Here is a 16,477-nt window from a genome sequence, read left to right as displayed (position 1 = left end):
GCACAACAAGAATTGGAGCCCGAGTGGACAAGCAGCAGGACTTCGTACTCCGCCAGATCGAGGAGCGCGGGATCAAGTTCATCCGCCTGTGGTTCACGGATGTTCTCGGAACATTGAAGTCCGTGGCTATCGCACCGGCGGAAGTCGAGGGTGCCTTCAATGAGGGCATCGGGCTCGACGGCTCCGCCGTCGAGGGCTTCACGAGGCGCTCCGAGGCGGACATGCTCCTCCACCCGGACCCATCGACCTTCCAGATGCTGCCGTGGCGTGGGGACATCGACCCGACGGCGCGCATGTTCTGCGACATCTCGACGCCGGATGGCCAGCCCTCCGTGACCGACCCCCGTCGGGTCCTCCGCCGCGCGCTCGACGTGGCCTCGGCGCAGGGCTTCACGTTCTACGTGCACCCCGAGATCGAGTTCTACCTGCTGAAGTCGGATGAGGCGCTCAACGGCGAGCCCGTGCCCGCCGACAACGCCGGCTACTTCGACAACGTCCCCGGTGGCACCGCGCACGACTTCCGTCGTCGCGCCGTCCGCATCCTGGAAGACCTCGGCATCTCGGTGGAGTACAGCCACCATGAGGCTGGCCCCGGGCAGAACGAGATCGACCTCCGCTTCTCCGACGCGCTCAACACGGCCGACAACGTCATGACGTTCCGCACGGTCGTCAAGGAGGTGGCCATCGAGCAGGGCGTGTACGCGACGTTCATGCCGAAGCCCATGTGGCAGCACCCTGGCAGCGGCATGCACACGCACGTCTCGCTGTTCGAGGGTGACACGAACGTCTTCCACGAGCCGGGCGCCGAGTACCAGCTCTCGAAGATCGGCAGGCACTTCGTCGCGGGTCTCCTCAAGCACGCACCGGAGATCACGGCCGTGACGAACCAGTTCGTGAACTCCTACAAGCGCATCTGGGGTGGAGACGAAGCCCCCAGTTACGCCTGCTGGGGCCACAACAACAGCTCGGCGCTCGTGCGCATCCCGACCTACAAGCCCAACAAGGGCGGCTCGGCGCGTGTCGAGTACCGCGGCATCGACTCGGCGGCGAACCCGTACCTCGCGTACGCGGTCCTGCTCTCCGCCGGGCTCAAGGGCGTCTCGGAGGAGTACGAGCTTCCCGCCGAGATCGAAGGCGACATCTGGGAGATGTCGCCTCGCGAGCGCAGTGTGCTCGGCTTCGACCCGCTGCCCTCGAGCCTCAACGAGGCCATCTCCATTATGGAGAACTCGGAACTCGTGGCCGAGACGCTCGGCGAGCAGGTGTTCGCGTACTTCCTCGCGAACAAGCGCGCCGAGTGGAAGCAGTACCGCGCTCAGGTCACCCCGTTCGAGCTGGCCTCGAACCTGCACGCCTTGTAAGCCGTGCGCTCCGACGGACTGCGCACGCGCCTCGCGAGGGCTGGTTTCGCCGCGCCGAGCGAGGCCGAGCCGCACCTCGCGGAACTGACCGAGCTCACGGGCGTGCGCGCGGACGACCTCTTCTCGGTCGTCGACGAGCGCGTCGCAGACCCGGACCAGGCGCTGCAGTGGCTCGTGTACCTCGCCAGGCAGCACCCGAGCGCGGTGGACTCGCTGTTCGCCGAGCGGCCCAACGCGAAGACGGTGGTGCGCCTTCTCGGCGCATCGACTGGTCTCGCCGAGTTCTTCCTCCGGCATCCGCGCACGATGGAGGTCGTGCAGTCGGGCGAGGCGGAGCTGCCGACTCGTGAGGAGCTGCAGCGTCGCATGGCGGCGAGCGTGGGCGTGGACGCCGAACGTGCAGACGCCGACGGCGGCTTCGGCATGGCGGTGGCGCAGGTGACCGGGTCCGATGCGATTCGCTCGCTCCGCGTCCGCTACCGCACCGAACTGGCGCGCATCACCGCGTTCGACCTCGCCCAGGACGATCAACGCGGGTGCGTTCGAGAGGTGAGCCGCGCCCTCGCCGACCTCGCCGGAGAGACGCTGGATGCAGCCATCATGGTCGCGCGAGCTGAGGCGCAGTCGCCGCCGAGCGGTTTCGGTCGCTTCCCCGCCGAGCAGGTCGAGTGCGTCCGCCTCGCAGTCATCGGCATGGGCAAGGCGGGCGCGGAAGAGCTCAACTACATCAGCGACGTGGACATCATGTTCGTCGCCGAGTCGTCAGACCCCGAACAGGTCGCCGTGCCGAAGGCCGTCGAGATCGGGACACGGCTCGCGAGCCTCACGATGCGCGTCATCGATTCCACCGACGTCGAGCCGGCCCTGTGGGAAGTGGACGCGAATCTCCGCCCGGAGGGCAAGGACGGCGCGCTGGTCCGGACCATCGACTCGTACGCCAAGTACTACGAGCGCTGGGCGAAGAACTGGGAGTTCCAGGCCCTCATCAAGTCACGGGCCATGGCGGGTGACCTGCGCCTCGGCTCGGACTTCGAGCGCAGAGTTGAACCGCTGATCTGGGCGAGTGCGAGCCGGGCCGACTTCGTCAAGCAGGTGCGCGCCATGCGTGAGCGCGTGACCGACCACATCCCCGCCGAGGAGGTCGACCTGCAGCTCAAGCTCGGCCCGGGCGGTCTGCGAGACATCGAGTTCACGGTGCAGCTGCTCCAGCTCGTGCACGGGCAGCACGATGAGAGCGTCCGAGAGCGCTCGACGCTCGCGGCCCTCGAAGCGCTCAGCGAGGGCGGGTACATCGGGCGGGATGACGCGAACCAGTTCTCCTCGGACTACGAGTTCCTGAGGCTGCTCGAGCACCGTATCCAGCTGCGAGCGCTCCGACGCACGCACCTCATGCCGACCAGCGACATCGAGCGTGCCGTGCTCGCGCGCTCCGCCAGCTTCGCGAACTCCCGAGAGCTCACGGACGAGTGGCAGCGGGTGAAGCTGCGGGTCAGGGGCCTGCACGAGAAGGTCTTCTACCGGCCGCTGCTCTCTGCGGTCGCCGCCCTGCCGACGGCTGGCTTCGCGCTCAGCTCCGACCAGGCCGAGGCCCGACTGCGCGCGATCGGCTTCCTCGACCCCAAGGGTGCGCTCGCGCACATCACCGCCCTCGTGAAGGGCGTCTCCCGGCGGGCCATCATGCAGCGCACGCTGCTCCCGGTGCTCATCGACTGGTTCTCGCAGGGGAGCGACCCGGACAGCGGGTTCCTCGCCTTCCGGAAGCTCTCCGAGCGTCTCGGCGACACCGCCTGGTATCTGCGGCTGCTTCGCGACAGCTCGGCCGCTGCGAAACGGCTGACCCAGCTGCTCTCGGGTTCCAAGTTCGCAGCGGAGTTCTTCGAGCTCTACCCGGAGGCCGTCAAGTGGCTTGACGATGACGCGCAGCTGAAGCCGCGCTCACTCAACGCGTTGCTCGACGAGGTCGCGACGACGATCCGTCGTCACGACGACGAGGTGGCCCTCCGGCGTGCTCTGCGCACGTTCCGCCGCCGAGAGGTGCTCCGTCTGGCGATCGGCGGGCTGCTGAGCCTCATCGACATCAAGCAGACGGGGGCCGGCCTCTCGGACATCGCGACGGCGACCCTGCAGGGCGCGTACGACGCGGTCCGTCGCATCGACAAGGTCGAGTATCCGCCATTCGCGATCATCGCCATGGGCCGCTACGGCGGCCGCGAGCTCGGTTTCGGCTCGGACCTCGACGTGCTCTACGTGTTCGAGCCCGGTGACTTCTCCAACCCGGACCTCGCGAGCCGACGAGCCCTGGCGCTCGTGCACCGCATCGTCGAGTTCACGGCGGACCCGCGGATGCCGATCGACCTTGATGCGGGTCTCCGGCCCGAGGGCAAGTCGGGCCCGCTCGTGCGTTCCCTGTCGGCCTACCGCAGCTACTACGCGCGGTGGTCGCTCGGGTGGGAGACGCAGGCGCTGCTCCGCGCCCACGATGTGGTCGGCGACGCGAACGTGCGCGACCGTTTCATGGACCTGGTCGACGATGTGCGCTACGGCAAGGAGCTCTCCGAGGACGGACTGCGTGAGGTGCGCCGGATCAAGGCGCGCGTGGAGAACGAGCGGCTTCCGCAGGGAGCTGACCCGAAACGCCACCTGAAGCTGGGCCGCGGATCCCTGAGCGACGTCGAGTGGCTCGCGCAGACCCTGCAGCTGCAGCACGCGATGCATACCGCGCCGCTTCGCACGACGTCGACCCTCGAGACCCTCGACGCCGCCCAGGGGGCGGAGCTGCTGACCCTCGCTGAGGCCAATCAGCTCAAGGACGCATGGCTCTTGGCGTCTCGCGTGCGTTCGGCGCTGTACCTGGCCACGAACAAGCAGTCGGACCTCCTCCCGCAGGACGGTCCGACGCTCGACGCCGTCGCGCGGGCGCTCGGCTACGCCCCTGGCTCGGGTCCGCTGCTGGAGGACGACTACTTGGGTGAGACGCGCCGCGCACGGCGCGTGTTCGAGCGACGCTTCTACGGGGAGTAGCGCCGACGCGAGACCGTCACGCGCGGACCGGCCGGGACTCCGTGGAACGGGTCTAGGACCCTGCGGCCTGCTGGTCGAGAATCGCCCGCTCGAGGCTGTCCGCGATCAGGACGGCATCGAGCCCGGATTGACGGCCGATGCCGACGGCGTGCTGCGCCTCGTGGGCGGCGAGCGCCTGCAACGCAGACTTCGCGGTGGTGAACTCGTGGGCGAGGAGCTCGTCGATGCAGCGATCCACGTCGGCATTGTGCCGCTGCCAGTCCTCGCTCTGCGGCTCGGACGACAGGCGGCGGACGGCCGCCGCGTGGATGCTCGCCGCGAGGCGCTTGTGGTGGTCGATGGCGGCCAGGGCTTGCGCGCGAAGCTCTTCGTCATCCATCCGTCCAGCTTGCCACGTCCTCGGGCGCCAGCCTGAGTGGAGACAGAGACACCGCCACCCGCTCCGGACGCGAACGGAACCGGCCCGCCTCGCAGGAGCGAGACGGGCCGGGTGCGGAACTGCGCTACAGGCTAGACGCCGTAGTAGAGCTCGAACTCGTACGGGTGCGGGCGCTGCGCGAGCGGCTGCACCTCGTTGACCGTCTTGTAGTTGATCCAGTTCTCGATGAGCTCTGGCGTGAAGACGTTGCCCTTCGTCAGGTACTCGTGGTCAGCCTCGAGCGCTGCGAGCGCCTCGGGCAGCGAGGTCGCGAGCTGGGGAATGCTCTTCGCCTCCTCCGGGGGAAGCTCGTAGAGGTCCTTGTCGACGGGCTCGTGCGGCTCGATGCGGTTCTGGATGCCGTCGAGGCCAGCCATGAGCTGGGCGGCGAACGCGAGGTACGGGTTGGCTGAAGCATCCGGTGCGCGGAACTCGATGCGCTTCGCCTTCGGGTTGGAGCCCGTGATCGGGATGCGGATCGCAGCCGAGCGGTTGCCCGCCGAGTAGACGAGGTTGATGGGGGCTTCGAAGCCCTTCACCAGGCGGTGGTAGGAGTTCGTGGTCGGGTTCGTGAACGCGGCGAGCGAGTTGGCGTGCGCGAGCAGTCCGCCGATGTACCAACGAGCCGTGTCGGAGAGCGAGCCGTAGCCGGCCTCGTCGTAGAAGAGCGGCTCGCCGTCCTTCCACAGCGACTGGTGCGTGTGCATTCCCGAGCCGTTGTCGTTGTAGAGCGGCTTCGGCATGAACGTGGCCGACTTGCCCCACTGCTCGGCCGTGTTCTTGACGATGTACTTGAACTTCAGGATGTCGTCAGCGGCGCTGACCATCGTGTCGAAGCGGTAGTTGATCTCCTGCTGGCCACCCGTGCCCACCTCGTGGTGCGAGCGCTCGAGGATGAAGCCGGCTTCGATGAGCTTGAGCGTGATGTCGTCACGCAGGTCAGCCGTCTTGTCGACGGGGGAGACGGGGAAGTATCCGCCCTTGAACGGCGTCTTGTTGCCGAGGTTGCCGCCCTCTTCTTCGCGGCCCGAGTTCCAGGCGCCCTCTTCGGAGTCGACCGAGTAGAAGCTCTGGTTCGACGTCACGGAGTAGCGCACGTCGTCAAAGATGTAGAACTCTGCCTCGGGAGCGAAGAACGCGGTGTCGGCGATTCCCGTCGAGGACAGGTAGTCGACAGCCTTCTTCGCGACCTGGCGGGGGTCGCGGTGGTAGATCTCACCCGTGCGGGGGTTGTAGATGTCGAAGACCATGATCAGGGTCTTCGCCTCGCGGAACGGGTCGAGGTACGCCGTCGTGACGTCGGGGATGAGCTGCATGTCCGACTCGTGGATCGACGCGAAACCGCGGATCGAGGAGCCATCGAAGAGCTGGCCGACGGAGAAGAACTCCTCATCGACGGTCGACGCGGGGATGTTGAAGTGCTGCTGCACACCGGGGAGGTCGGTGAAGCGGATGTCGAGGAACTTGACATCGTTGTCGGTGATATAGGCGAGGACTTCAGACGGTTCTTTGAACATGGCTTCTCCGGGTCGTGTCGAAGGTGTTGGCGGACGGGGTCCTGTCACAAGCTAACCACTCGCTGTTGCCCCGTGGTCACTGTTATGTTTCGCGCACGTTACGCAGAGCGTGATAGTGCGCCGTCAGCGGCCCGCTCTCTGCCTCGCTCCGACGGTAAGCTTTTCGGATGCCCGCACAGTCAAGCAGCCCGGAGTTCGCACGTCCGGAGAACAACCGCTACCCGGGCTACCGCCTCGGGTATCCGGAAGAAGGGCGTGGCAGCATGGCGCCGATGCGCCGCCGCGTGCCAGCGCTCATCATCGACTACGCGGCCGCCGCGGGTCTTGCATTCGTGTTCTTCGAGTACGACTCGATCGCGATCCTGCTGCTCTTCTTCGCGATGACGACCGTCGGCATCATGCTGTTCGGCGGCTCCCTCGGGCACCTGGTGTTCCGGATGCGCGTCACGCGCCTCGACGGCTCAGCGCCCGGCTACCTTCGACCCCTGCTCCGCCAGCTGCTGGTGACGCTCGTGCTCCCCATGCTCGTGTGGGACAGCGACCAGCGCGGCGGCCACGACATTATGACGAGACTCGCCCTGCGGCTCGTGTAGAGCAGCAGGGCGAGTCTGTGGCGGGCATGCTGCAGATCAGCGCATCTGCGAACGCGAGGAGCGCATCCGCATCGGGTCGATGCCCTTGGGGATAGGGAGCGCGTTGCTGCCGAGGGCCTTCAAGCGGCTCGTCACGGCGACGATCTCTGGCTTGGTGAGCTTCTTCGGGAGCTTGTTGAGCGTCTTCCGGATCTTCACGAGCTTCACGTCGTCGGCGCCGGTGCCCACGTGGAAGTGGTGGATCGGCACGTTCGGCAGGATGCGAGCCGTCTTGCGGCGCTCGTCGTCGAGCAGCCGCTTCGTGCCGGCCTTGCTGCCCTCGGTGAGAATCACGACGCCGGGCTTGCCGATGGCGCGGTAGACCGCGTCCTGCGTCTTCGCGTTGAACGCGACGGGCATCTCGCTCGTCTGCCACGTTCCGCGCAGGGCGCTTGTGAGCACCTGGCCGGCGGCACCCGCACGGCCTTCGAGCTGCCCGAACGCAACGCGTTCGGCCCGCCAGTTCAGCGTGAACATGAAGAGGAGCACACCGACCATGAGGCCGAGGATCATCGTGAGGATCCAGATGAGCGCGTTCGACCCGGGGAGGAAGATGCTTACGAGCGCTGCGATGATCAGGGGGACGAGCACGGCAGCGGCCATGATCCAAGGTGCGGTCTTGTCGTACTTGACCGTCATCTTGAGGACTTGCCAGATCTGCTTGAAGCGACCCGGCTCTTTTTCCGCTGCTGCGCTGGCTTGTGGAGAGTTCGCCATAGTGCATCCAGAATACCGGCACTTCACCCCGTATTCACATTCGGACTCGTGACGACTTCTCCACAGACGATGAAGCTCGTCCGCTCCGGTCCCGAACGGGGCGTCAGGATCTTCGTGTGCAAGCCAGAGATCAGCGCAGAACCGACCGCAGCCCGGCTCCCACCTACCTCGATATCGCGGGTTGGCGGGTCGTCGACGTGCTGTCCAGCGACGGCCCCTGGCACCGCTACCTGGCTGTGGCGCGGGAGCGGGCGGCGTTGGAAGAGGACGACTGGCTGGCGAGCGCATCGCGATCGCGCCGGCAAGCGACCGCTCCCGTGCCCACGGAGGCCGTCGAGCTTGTCGTAGAGGCATCAGCCGGCCAGGGACTCACGCTCTCTGAGGTGTGCGTGCTGCTCGAGGAGATCGATGCGCCGAGTGCTCCTGCGCTCCGGGATATCGGTCAGACCGAGCAGCGGCAGGCGGTGGCCGTCCTCGAGGCCACCCCTGGGTCGAGTGTGGAGGAACTGCTCGACCGGCCTCACCCCCTCACGGCCGGCGAGATCGTGACGATCCTCGCTCCCATCGCGGAGACCCTCGTCGAGCTCCACGAGCACGGCGTGGCGATGGGCACGTTCGGGTGCGACGACGTCCGCCTGACCCTGGCCGGGCGACCGGTGCTCAAGAACTGGCAGCTGCTGACTCGTCTCGAGCAGAAGGGCCGTCCGCACGCCGGTGCTCTCCGAGACTGGCGATCCTTCGAGTCTCTCGCGGATCTCGTGCTGGCGCAGCTGCCGACGGAGACGGAGCTGCCCGCCGCGCTGGAGCGGGAATTCGATCGCTGCCTGTCGGGGGAGGTGGATGAGGGGCTCGGTGCGCGACTCCTCGACGCCCTGTTCACGTGGCAGGACGCCACGGACATCCAGGACCCGGCGGCAGGTGAGCCGGGGCCCTGGCGTGCGGTGCTGGCCGAGCAGGCGCCGGGGCCTGCCGCGGGCAGTCCCGTCATGGCCCCGTCCGCGGATGGCACCGTGGGCCGAGTCGCTGGTCCGACGCTTCTCGATGGGGAGGACCCGAGCCAAGCCCGGTCAGCGGATGTCGTTCACCGGGGGGACATCGATGGACTCCGACGTCCGTTCGCCGCCAGGGGGCGCGACGCCCAGTTGTCGCGCGAGGCCGCCAGCAGACATGAACGGCGGTCGCGACGACGTTCCGGCTCGAGGGTGCCACTCCTGTCGGCCATCCGGATGCCCTACCGAGTCGCGGCGGTGGCCGCGCTGGTCATGTGCCTGTGCGCGGTGTTCGTGGGAGTGGTCGGCAGTCGCAGCGGGGGAGCGGACGCTGGGAGCGCGAGCGGTGGCAGCGCCGCTCCGGCTGCGAGCTGGCATACGCAGCAGCCTCACGGAGAAGCCTCCCCCGAAGCGCAGATGGCCGCACCTCCCGAACAGCCGGCACCGACGGAGGAAGTGCCAGACTGGCGAACCGCGGCTGCGAGCGATGATCCTGCCGCGGCTGCTGCGGCGCTCGTGGGACGACGGACCGAATGCCTCGCCACGGCGGCCGCCGGCTGCCTCGAGGAGGTTTATCAGAGCGACGCGCCGGGACTCCCTGCCGACCTCAACCGACCCGCAGGGGCCGAGGACGAGCTTGTTGGCCTCCCAGTGGCGACGCTCCGCGATCGCTTTGGAGATTTCGCGGTCGTGGAACTGTGGCCCCAGAACGCGGTGCAGACGGCGGAAACGCCACCGGCCTCCCTCACGATCGCTCGTGGGGAGGCCGGATGGCGTCTACGCGATGTTCGAGTGGCGTGAGCCCCTCGAGGAGCGCTGCTAGATCCCGAGGTTGCCCTCGAACGCGCCCTCTTCGAGGCGGTTCTTGATCTGCGAGAGGAAACGAGCCGCGTCCGCACCGTCGATGATGCGGTGGTCGTAGCTCAGCGCGAGGAAGACGAGCGAGCGAATCGCGATCGACTCCTGCCCATCGGCCGTCTTGACGACCGCGGGACGCTTCGCGACGATCCCGGTACCGAGGATCGCGCTCTGCGGGAGGAACACGACGGGCGTGTCGAACAGCGCGCCACGCGAGCCCGTGTTCGTGACGGTGAACGTGCCACCGGCAAGCTCATCGGGGAGCAGCTTGTTGTCACGCGTGCGCTCCGCGAGGTCAGCGATCTGACCTGCGAGACCCGCGATGTCGAGCTCCGACGCCTTCTTGATAACCGGCGTGAGCAGTCCGCGCTCCGTGTCGACCGCCATGGCGATGTTCTCGGACTCCGGGTAGACGATGGAGTCACCGTCGACCGTGGAGTTGATGATCGGGAAGCTCTGCAGAGCCTCGGCCGCTGCCAGCGTGAAGAACGGCAGGAACGAGAGCTTGTTGCCCGTCTTCGAGTGGAAGTCGCCCTTGACGCGATCGCGCAGCTGCGCGATGCGAGTCACGTCGACCTCGACGACCGTCGTGAGCTGAGCCGTCGAGTTCATCGATGCGACGGCGCGCTCGGCGACGACCTTGCGGAGACGCGACATCTTCGCGGTCGTGCCACGCAGCTCGGAGACCTCGAACGGAGTCGGCTCGCCCGGCGTGCCAGCCGAAGCTGCCTGCGCGGGGGCTGCGCTCTTGCTCGACTCGGCGAAGGCGACGACGTCTTCCTTGCGGATACGTCCGCCGACGCCCGTGCCCTGGACCTTCGTGAGGTCGACGCCTGCGTCAGCCGCGAGCTTGCGCACGAGCGGCGTCACGTAGCGCGGGTCGGAACTCGAGGCGGCCGATGCCGACTCGCCGCCCTGCTTGGGCTGCGACGGCTGCTTGGGCTGCGCCGGCGGCTTCGGAGCGGATGCCGACTGCTGCGCGGTCTGCGCTGCGGGCGTCGCCGCCTCCTTGGCGGGAGCCTCGGACGTCGTCTCCTTCTCGGGAGCAGGCTCGGCGTAGCCTTCGTCTTCCTTCTCGGCGGGTGCCTCTTCGGTCTCAGGAGCCGCGGCGGGCTGCGAGGTGGCTTCCGCCACCTCCTCAACCTCTGGCTCCGCCGTTGCTGCTTCTTCTTCAGCCGGGGCGCTGTCGTCGGACGAGGCTGCGCCCGAGCCATCACCGAGGCGAGCGAGGACAGCGCCGACCTCGACGGTCTCGTCTTCTCCGACGAGGATCTCCTCGAGGACGCCGGCGATCGGCGACGGGATCTCGGTGTCGACCTTGTCAGTCGAGACCTCGAGCAGCGGCTCGTCGACCTCGACGGTGTCGCCGACGCTCTTCAGCCAACGGGTGACGGTTCCTTCTGTGACACTCTCGCCGAGTGCCGGGAGCGTTACGTCTTCGCTCATGATGTTGGTTCTCCTTGAGTGGTTCTGGCGGGTCAGAGGGCGTGCAGCGGGACACCGGCGAGCAGACGGGCTGCTTCGCCGATCGTCTCACCCTGCGTCGGGTGGGCGTGGATGAGGTGTGCGACGTCCTCTGGGTAGGCCTCCCAGTTGACGATGAGCTGAGCTTCGCTGACGAGCTCGCCGACGCGGCCACCGATCATGTGGACGCCGACGATCGGGCCGTCGTTGACGCGGACGAGCTTGACCGTTCCGCTCGTGCCGAGGATCGAGCTCTTCGCGTTGCCCGCGAGGTTGTACTCGGCGGTGGAGATCGCGTCGTCGCCGAACTTCTCCTTGGCCTTGACCTCGGAGTAGCCGACGGAGGCGATCTCCGGGTCGGAGTACGTGATCTTAGGGATGTTGATGTCCTCGACCTGAACGGGGTTGAGACCCGCGATCTGCTCGGCGACGAAGATGCCGTGCTGGTAGCTGCGGTGCGCGAGCTGGAGGCCGGGAACGATGTCACCGATCGCGTAGACGCCGGGCACGTTGGTCTGGAGCGTCTCATCCACCGGGACGAATCCGCGGTCGGTCGTGACGCCGACCTCCTCAAGGCCGATACCGGCCGTGACGGGGCCGCGGCCGACCGCCACGAGGAGCAGATCTGCGTCGAGCACGTCACCGGACTCGAGCTCGACGTGCACGCCGTAGTCGTCCTGCGTGACGCCCTTGAAGCGGACACCGAGCTTGAAGTCGATGCCGCGCTTCTTGTACGCCCGCTCGAGCTGCTTGGAGACCGATTCCTCCTCGGCGGGCGCGAGGTGCTTGAGGCCCTCGACGATCGTCACCTCGACACCGAAGGAGCGCCAGACGCTGGCGAACTCGAGGCCGATGACGCCGCCACCGAGGATGACGACGCGGTTCGGGAGCCAGTTGAGCTCGAGCGCCTGCTCGCTCGTGATGACGTTGCCCGAGATCTCGAGGCCCGGAAGCGATCGCGAGAAGGAGCCGGTCGCGAGGACGACGTTCTTGCCCGTGAGGGTGTCGTCGCCGACCTGGACGCTCGTGGGCGAGACGAGCTTCCCCTCGCCCTGGAAGACGGTGACGCCCTTGGCCTTCAGGAGGCCCTGCAGGCCCTTGAACTTGCTGGCGACGATGCCCTCGCGGAAGGCGTTGACCTTCTCGATGTCGACGCCCTGGAATTCGGTCAGCACGCCGACGGATGCGGCTTCGTGTGCGTTGTCTGCAAGCTCTGCAGCGTGGAGCATGGCCTTCGTAGGCACGCAGCCACGGTGGAGGCACGTGCCTCCGAGCTTGTCCTTCTCAACGAGAGCGACGGTTGAGCCCAGCTGAACGGCGCGGATAGCTGCGGCGTATCCCGCACTTCCTCCGCCAAGGACGACGAGGTCGAAATTGTGTTCTGACACCCGGAAAACTCCCTCAATGGAATTCATAGAGAAGCGGCGGCCGGTCTGTGGTCGCCACGCGCGGCGAAATTACCCCTCAGGGAAGCCTACACGCGTCGAACTGGCAGGAATAACCAGCTCAGGCCCGTGACTCGAGCAACGCGATGAGCGTGCGGACCATCACCCCGGTTGCGCCCTTGGGCACGTAGCCGTACGCCGCCGACTCGTTGTTGGACGGGCCTGCGATGTCGAGGTGCACCCAGGGGAGGGCCCCGTTTCCGTCAGCCCGGTCGCCGACGAATCGCTCGAGGAACGCCGCGGCCACGAGCATCCCTGCCGAGCGGTTGCCGGAGCGCATGTTCGCGAGATCCGCGACGGGCGACTTCAGGGTGTCGCCGACCTCCTCGGGGATCGGCATCGCCCACGAGGGCTCGCCGACGGAGCGCGACGCGTCGACGACGCTGCGGATCCACGCGTCGTCGTTGCCCATGACCGCGGTGGTGCGGTCGCCGAGTGCGACGACCTGGGCGCCCGTGAGCGTCGCGATGTCGATGATGAGGTCGGGGTGCTCCTCGCTCGCAGCTGCGATGCCATCGGCCATCACGATGCGTCCTTCGGCATCGGTGTTGGTGATCTCGACGGTCTTGCCCCCGTAGATCGTCACGACGTCATCTGGACGTGTGGCCGTGCTCGACGGCATGTTCTCCGCGATGCACAGCCACCCGGTGACGGCGACCTTGATGCCGAGCTCGGCGGCCGCCTGGAGGACTCCGACGATGGTTGCGGCGCCGGCCATGTCGAACTTCATCCCGACCATGGAGGCGGCGGGCTTGAGCGACAGGCCGCCGGTGTCGAAGGTGATTCCCTTGCCCACGAGCGCGATGTGCAGTTCCGCTCCTTCGGGGCGGTAGGCGAGGCGGACGAGGCGGGGGCCGCGCGAAGACCCCTGGCCGACGGCCGTGAGGCCGCCGAACCCACCGTCACGGAGCTGCTGCTCGTCCCAGACACGGGACTCGAGGCCGTTCTCGTCGGCGACTCGGAGCGCGAGGTCGGCCAGCGCGGCGGGCGGGAGGTCGTTCGGCGGCGTGTTGACGGCGTCCTGGACGAGAGCGACGGCGTTCGCGAGCGTGGCGGCACGCGTGTTCTCTGCAGCAGCGCGGTCACGGTCACCCGTGACGACCGTGATCGTCGTGAGCGCGTCGTCGTCGAGCTCCGACTTATAGGCGGTGAAGCGATAGCTCGCGAGCAGCGCTCCGAGCAGGACCGCCTGTCGGATCGCCGGCTCGAGCGCATCCGCGTCGATCGCGATCGCGGATGTCCCCACGGCACGAGCGAGAGCCCCTCCCGCGCGTCGCGCCTGCTCCTCGTCGCTGCCGTCGCCGAGCCCGAGCGCGATGGCGGCACGCACCCCGCCCTCGTGCTGAATCGCGATCTTCTGCGTCTCGCCGCTCTTCCCGCGGAACCCGGTCGCCTCGAGAGACGGCTCCAGGTCCGGGAGCCCGGGGGGAGCCGAGATCGTCAGAGCGTCATCGAGTCGGAGTACGGGAAGCACCAGGAGGTGTGCATCGGGGGCGGATTCGGCGAGTTCCAGGATGGCGTGCGTCATGCACGCAAGCCTATTGCGGGCCCGAGGGGCCAGGCGGGCGGGCTCGTGCGCCAAGCGCGAACGCCCGCGCAGGGGTCAGCGTTCCGACCTAGCATTGTGCCTATGAGCGAGACTGAGCGCATCTTCCGAGTGGCTGCCGCATGGCACGACGTGCCTGCCGGTCTGCCCCTCATCGTGGCGTTGCGTGGCGGCCACGACGCAGGTGCCGTGGCAGCGCAGGTCTCTGACGAGATCGTGGGGCTGGATGAGGACGCGCGGATCGTCGCGGAGTTCGATGTCGACGAGCTGTACGACTACCGGGCGCGTCGTCCGATCGTGTCCGTGTCGAATGGTCGCGTGAAGTCTGTGACGGAGCCGAGGCTCGATCTGCGTCTCGTCACGGACGAGCTCGGTCAGGAGTTCCTGTTCCTCTCCGGCTTCGAACCCGATTACCGCTGGCGGCTCTTCAGCGAGGCGCTCGTGAGCGCAGTCGACGCGCTCGAGGTCTCGTCGACGACGTGGGTCCATGCCGTGCCGATGCCGGTGCCGCATACGCGGCCGATCCGCATCGCGGCGACGGGCAACCGAGAAGAGCTCGTCGATTCGCTGTCCGTCTGGAACCCGACCACGGAGGCCCCGGCGCACGTGATGCAGTACTTCCAGGTTCGCGCGGAGGAGCTGGGGCATCCCGTGCTCAGCCTCGCGATGCTCATCCCGCACTATGTCGCCGACTCGTCGGTACCGGCGGGCGCCGTCGCTGCGCTCTCTGCGCTCGGCAGCGCGACAGGACGGATGATCGCGACCGAGGCCCTGCGTGAGCGCGACCGCACCTTCCGTGCCGGGGTGGATGCAGAGCTCGAGTCGAATCCCGATGGGCAGAAGCTCATCCACGCCCTCGAGACGCAGCACGACGCCTACCTGCAGAATCTCGCCGTCAGCAACGACTTCGAAGATGCGGCGGGGGAGCTGCCCTCCGCTGACCAGCTCGCCGCCGAGATCGAGCGCTACCTGGCGCTGGGTCGGGACGACGACGCCTGAGCTGAACGCCGGGCGTTCGCTGCGTCTGATCGGCTGGGGAACCGGTCGATTCGCTCTGTGTGATCGACCGGTTCGCCGACGCGAGAGAATAGACGAGATGAACCCTCGTCTTGCTCCCGCGATGTTCGCCATCACGGCGACTGCCTACATGGTCGCGGTGACGCAGCGCTCGTCGCTCGGGGTCGCCGGCGTGCTTGCGAGCGAGCGCTTCGATGTCGGAGCGACCGCGCTCTCCACGTTGGCGGTCGCGCAGCTGGCGGTGTACGCGGCACTGCAGATCCCCGTCGGCATGCTGCTCGACAGGTTCGGGCCCTCGCGGTTGATCCTGGTAGGCGCCCTGCTCATGTCGGGTGGTCAACTGATCGTGGCGCTGGCGCCGGAGCTCGGTGTCGCCGTCCTCGGCCGGATGCTCGTCGGCGCGGGGGATGCGACGACCTTCGTCTCCGGGCTCCGCATGATCGCCGCATGGTTCCCGCCCCGCCGGGTGCCGATCTTCGTGCAGTGGTACGGCAACCTGGGTCAGCTCGGGCAGGTGCTCTCCGCGGTGCCGTTCGGGTTCCTGCTGCGCGCCACGTCCTGGACGCCTGCCTTCCTCTCGGTCGCGAGCCTCGCGGTCATCACGGCAGCTGCCGTGGCCATCTTCCTCCGCGACAGCCCGGAACTGCGTCGAGCCGGCGAGGCGATCAGCGTCCGCGGTGTCCTCGGCAAGGTCGGCCAGGCCGCCAAGCGCCCTGGAACGAGGCTCGGGTTCTGGGCGCATTTCACGACCCAGTTCCCCGGCACGGTCTTCGGCCTGCTCTGGGGGTACCCGCTCATGACCCAGGGGCTCGGCCTCGAACCTGCTGTGGCGTCGTCGCTCCTGCCGGTCATCGTGCTCGCCGGCATGGTCCTCGGTCCCTTCCTCGGCGTGCTGACGGGGCGCTACCCGCTGAGACGCTCCAATCTCGTGCTCATCTGCGCGCTCCTCATCCTCGTCGTCTGGGTTGCGATGCTCCTCTGGCCTGGCCTGCCACCGCTCTGGCTCCTGATCGTGCTGCTCGTCGTCATGGGCATCGGCGGCTCCGGATCGGCGATCGGCTTCGACTATGCGCGGACGTTCAACCCAGCGTCGAGCCTCGGCTCTGCCTCCGGCATCGTGAACGTCGGTGGGTTCGTCGCGAGCTTCACGACGATGTTCCTCATCGGCATCTCCCTCGATGCGCTCGGGATCGGTGTCACCGGCGCCGTCGACTGGCAGCAGTACAAGCTCGCGTTCTGGGTGATTCCAGGCATCATGCTCGTCGGCCTCTGCGGCCTTCTGCTCAGTCGACGGCGAACCCGCGGCCGCATGGCGCGCGACGAGGGAATAATCATCGCCCCTATCTGGGTTGCTATAGGCAGGAAATGGTTCGGTTCAGGACGACGGGGATTGTGAATGCACGGCCCCAATCCAGGGTTTCGTCCGAAACCGTGCCATAATCAACGGATGGACCCTGCGGGTCTGCCTTCGAGCAGACTTGACAAGGGCCTT

Annotated in this window: 12 protein-coding genes; 6 read left to right on the top strand and 6 right to left on the bottom strand. The window is 67.5% G+C overall.

Features of this window, described 5'->3' with window-relative positions; translation table 11 throughout:
• Positions 1-23: 23 nt before the first annotated feature.
• Positions 24-1,361 carry a glutamine synthetase family protein gene (locus ABVF28_RS03085; RefSeq protein ID WP_104253347.1) on the top strand — a complete coding sequence of 446 codons (1,338 nt, stop codon included), beginning with the start codon at positions 24-26 and terminating at the stop codon, positions 1,359-1,361.
• A gap of 3 nt (positions 1,362-1,364) precedes the next feature.
• Positions 1,365-4,382, top strand: a complete 3,018-nt coding sequence (locus ABVF28_RS03080; RefSeq protein ID WP_371029445.1) for a bifunctional [glutamine synthetase] adenylyltransferase/[glutamine synthetase]-adenylyl-L-tyrosine phosphorylase — start codon at positions 1,365-1,367, stop codon at positions 4,380-4,382.
• Between the two features lie 52 nt (positions 4,383-4,434).
• Here ABVF28_RS03080 and ABVF28_RS03075 read toward each other — a convergent pair whose 3' ends face one another.
• Entirely contained in the window at positions 4,435-4,761 is a 327-nt protein-coding gene (locus ABVF28_RS03075; protein WP_179556643.1) for a hypothetical protein, read from the bottom strand.
• Between the two features lie 131 nt (positions 4,762-4,892).
• A complete protein-coding gene (gene glnA, locus ABVF28_RS03070) occupies positions 4,893-6,317 on the bottom strand; it encodes a type I glutamate--ammonia ligase (protein ID WP_104312035.1) in 1,425 nt (474 codons plus the stop codon).
• Between the two features lie 167 nt (positions 6,318-6,484).
• On the opposite strand from glnA, the gene ABVF28_RS03065 reads away from it, so the two are divergent.
• Positions 6,485-6,910 (top strand): RDD family protein, encoded by a 426-nt coding sequence (locus ABVF28_RS03065; protein WP_179556644.1) that lies wholly within the window; start codon positions 6,485-6,487, stop codon positions 6,908-6,910.
• A gap of 36 nt (positions 6,911-6,946) precedes the next feature.
• Here the strand turns inward: ABVF28_RS03065 and ABVF28_RS03060 are convergent, their stop codons facing one another.
• Positions 6,947-7,666, bottom strand: a complete 720-nt coding sequence (locus tag ABVF28_RS03060) for a DUF4191 domain-containing protein (protein ID WP_104312033.1) — start codon at positions 7,664-7,666, stop codon at positions 6,947-6,949.
• Positions 7,667-7,782: 116 nt separating this feature from the next.
• Here ABVF28_RS03060 and ABVF28_RS03055 point away from each other — a divergent pair, with 116 nt between their 5' ends.
• Positions 7,783-9,456: a hypothetical protein gene (locus tag ABVF28_RS03055; RefSeq protein WP_371029444.1), complete on the top strand. Its 1,674-nt coding sequence runs from the start codon at positions 7,783-7,785 to the stop codon at positions 9,454-9,456.
• A gap of 18 nt (positions 9,457-9,474) precedes the next feature.
• Here ABVF28_RS03055 and sucB read toward each other — a convergent pair whose 3' ends face one another.
• The 3 genes from sucB to ABVF28_RS03040 form a co-directional block, all read right to left on the bottom strand.
• Positions 9,475-10,959, bottom strand: coding sequence for a 2-oxoglutarate dehydrogenase, E2 component, dihydrolipoamide succinyltransferase (gene sucB, locus ABVF28_RS03050; protein ID WP_371029443.1), 1,485 nt, complete (start codon positions 10,957-10,959; stop codon positions 9,475-9,477).
• Positions 10,960-10,991: 32 nt separating this feature from the next.
• Positions 10,992-12,392 carry a dihydrolipoyl dehydrogenase gene (gene lpdA, locus ABVF28_RS03045; RefSeq protein ID WP_218854935.1) on the bottom strand — a complete coding sequence of 467 codons (1,401 nt, stop codon included), beginning with the start codon at positions 12,390-12,392 and terminating at the stop codon, positions 10,992-10,994.
• A 91-nt stretch (positions 12,393-12,483) separates the two neighbouring features.
• The gene (locus tag ABVF28_RS03040; protein ID WP_371029442.1) at positions 12,484-13,950 is read right to left on the bottom strand and encodes a leucyl aminopeptidase; all 1,467 of its coding nucleotides are present in this window, start codon (positions 13,948-13,950) and stop codon (positions 12,484-12,486) included.
• 102 nt (positions 13,951-14,052) lie between these two features.
• Between ABVF28_RS03040 and ABVF28_RS03035 the strand changes: the two genes are divergently transcribed.
• Complete coding sequence (locus ABVF28_RS03035) at positions 14,053-14,967, top strand: proteasome assembly chaperone family protein (protein ID WP_104253337.1); 915 nt, start codon at positions 14,053-14,055, stop codon at positions 14,965-14,967.
• Between the two features lie 97 nt (positions 14,968-15,064).
• Positions 15,065-16,381: a nitrate/nitrite transporter gene (locus ABVF28_RS03030; RefSeq protein ID WP_371029441.1), complete on the top strand. Its 1,317-nt coding sequence runs from the start codon at positions 15,065-15,067 to the stop codon at positions 16,379-16,381.
• The last annotated feature ends 96 nt before the right edge of the window (positions 16,382-16,477 follow it).

It is taken from the genome of Pseudoclavibacter sp. JSM 162008 (assembly GCF_041366455.1).
Lineage (GTDB): Bacteria > Actinomycetota > Actinomycetes > Actinomycetales > Microbacteriaceae > Pseudoclavibacter.
Note: the sequence above shows the minus strand (reverse complement) of the source record. Positions and strands in the feature narration are given on the sequence as shown.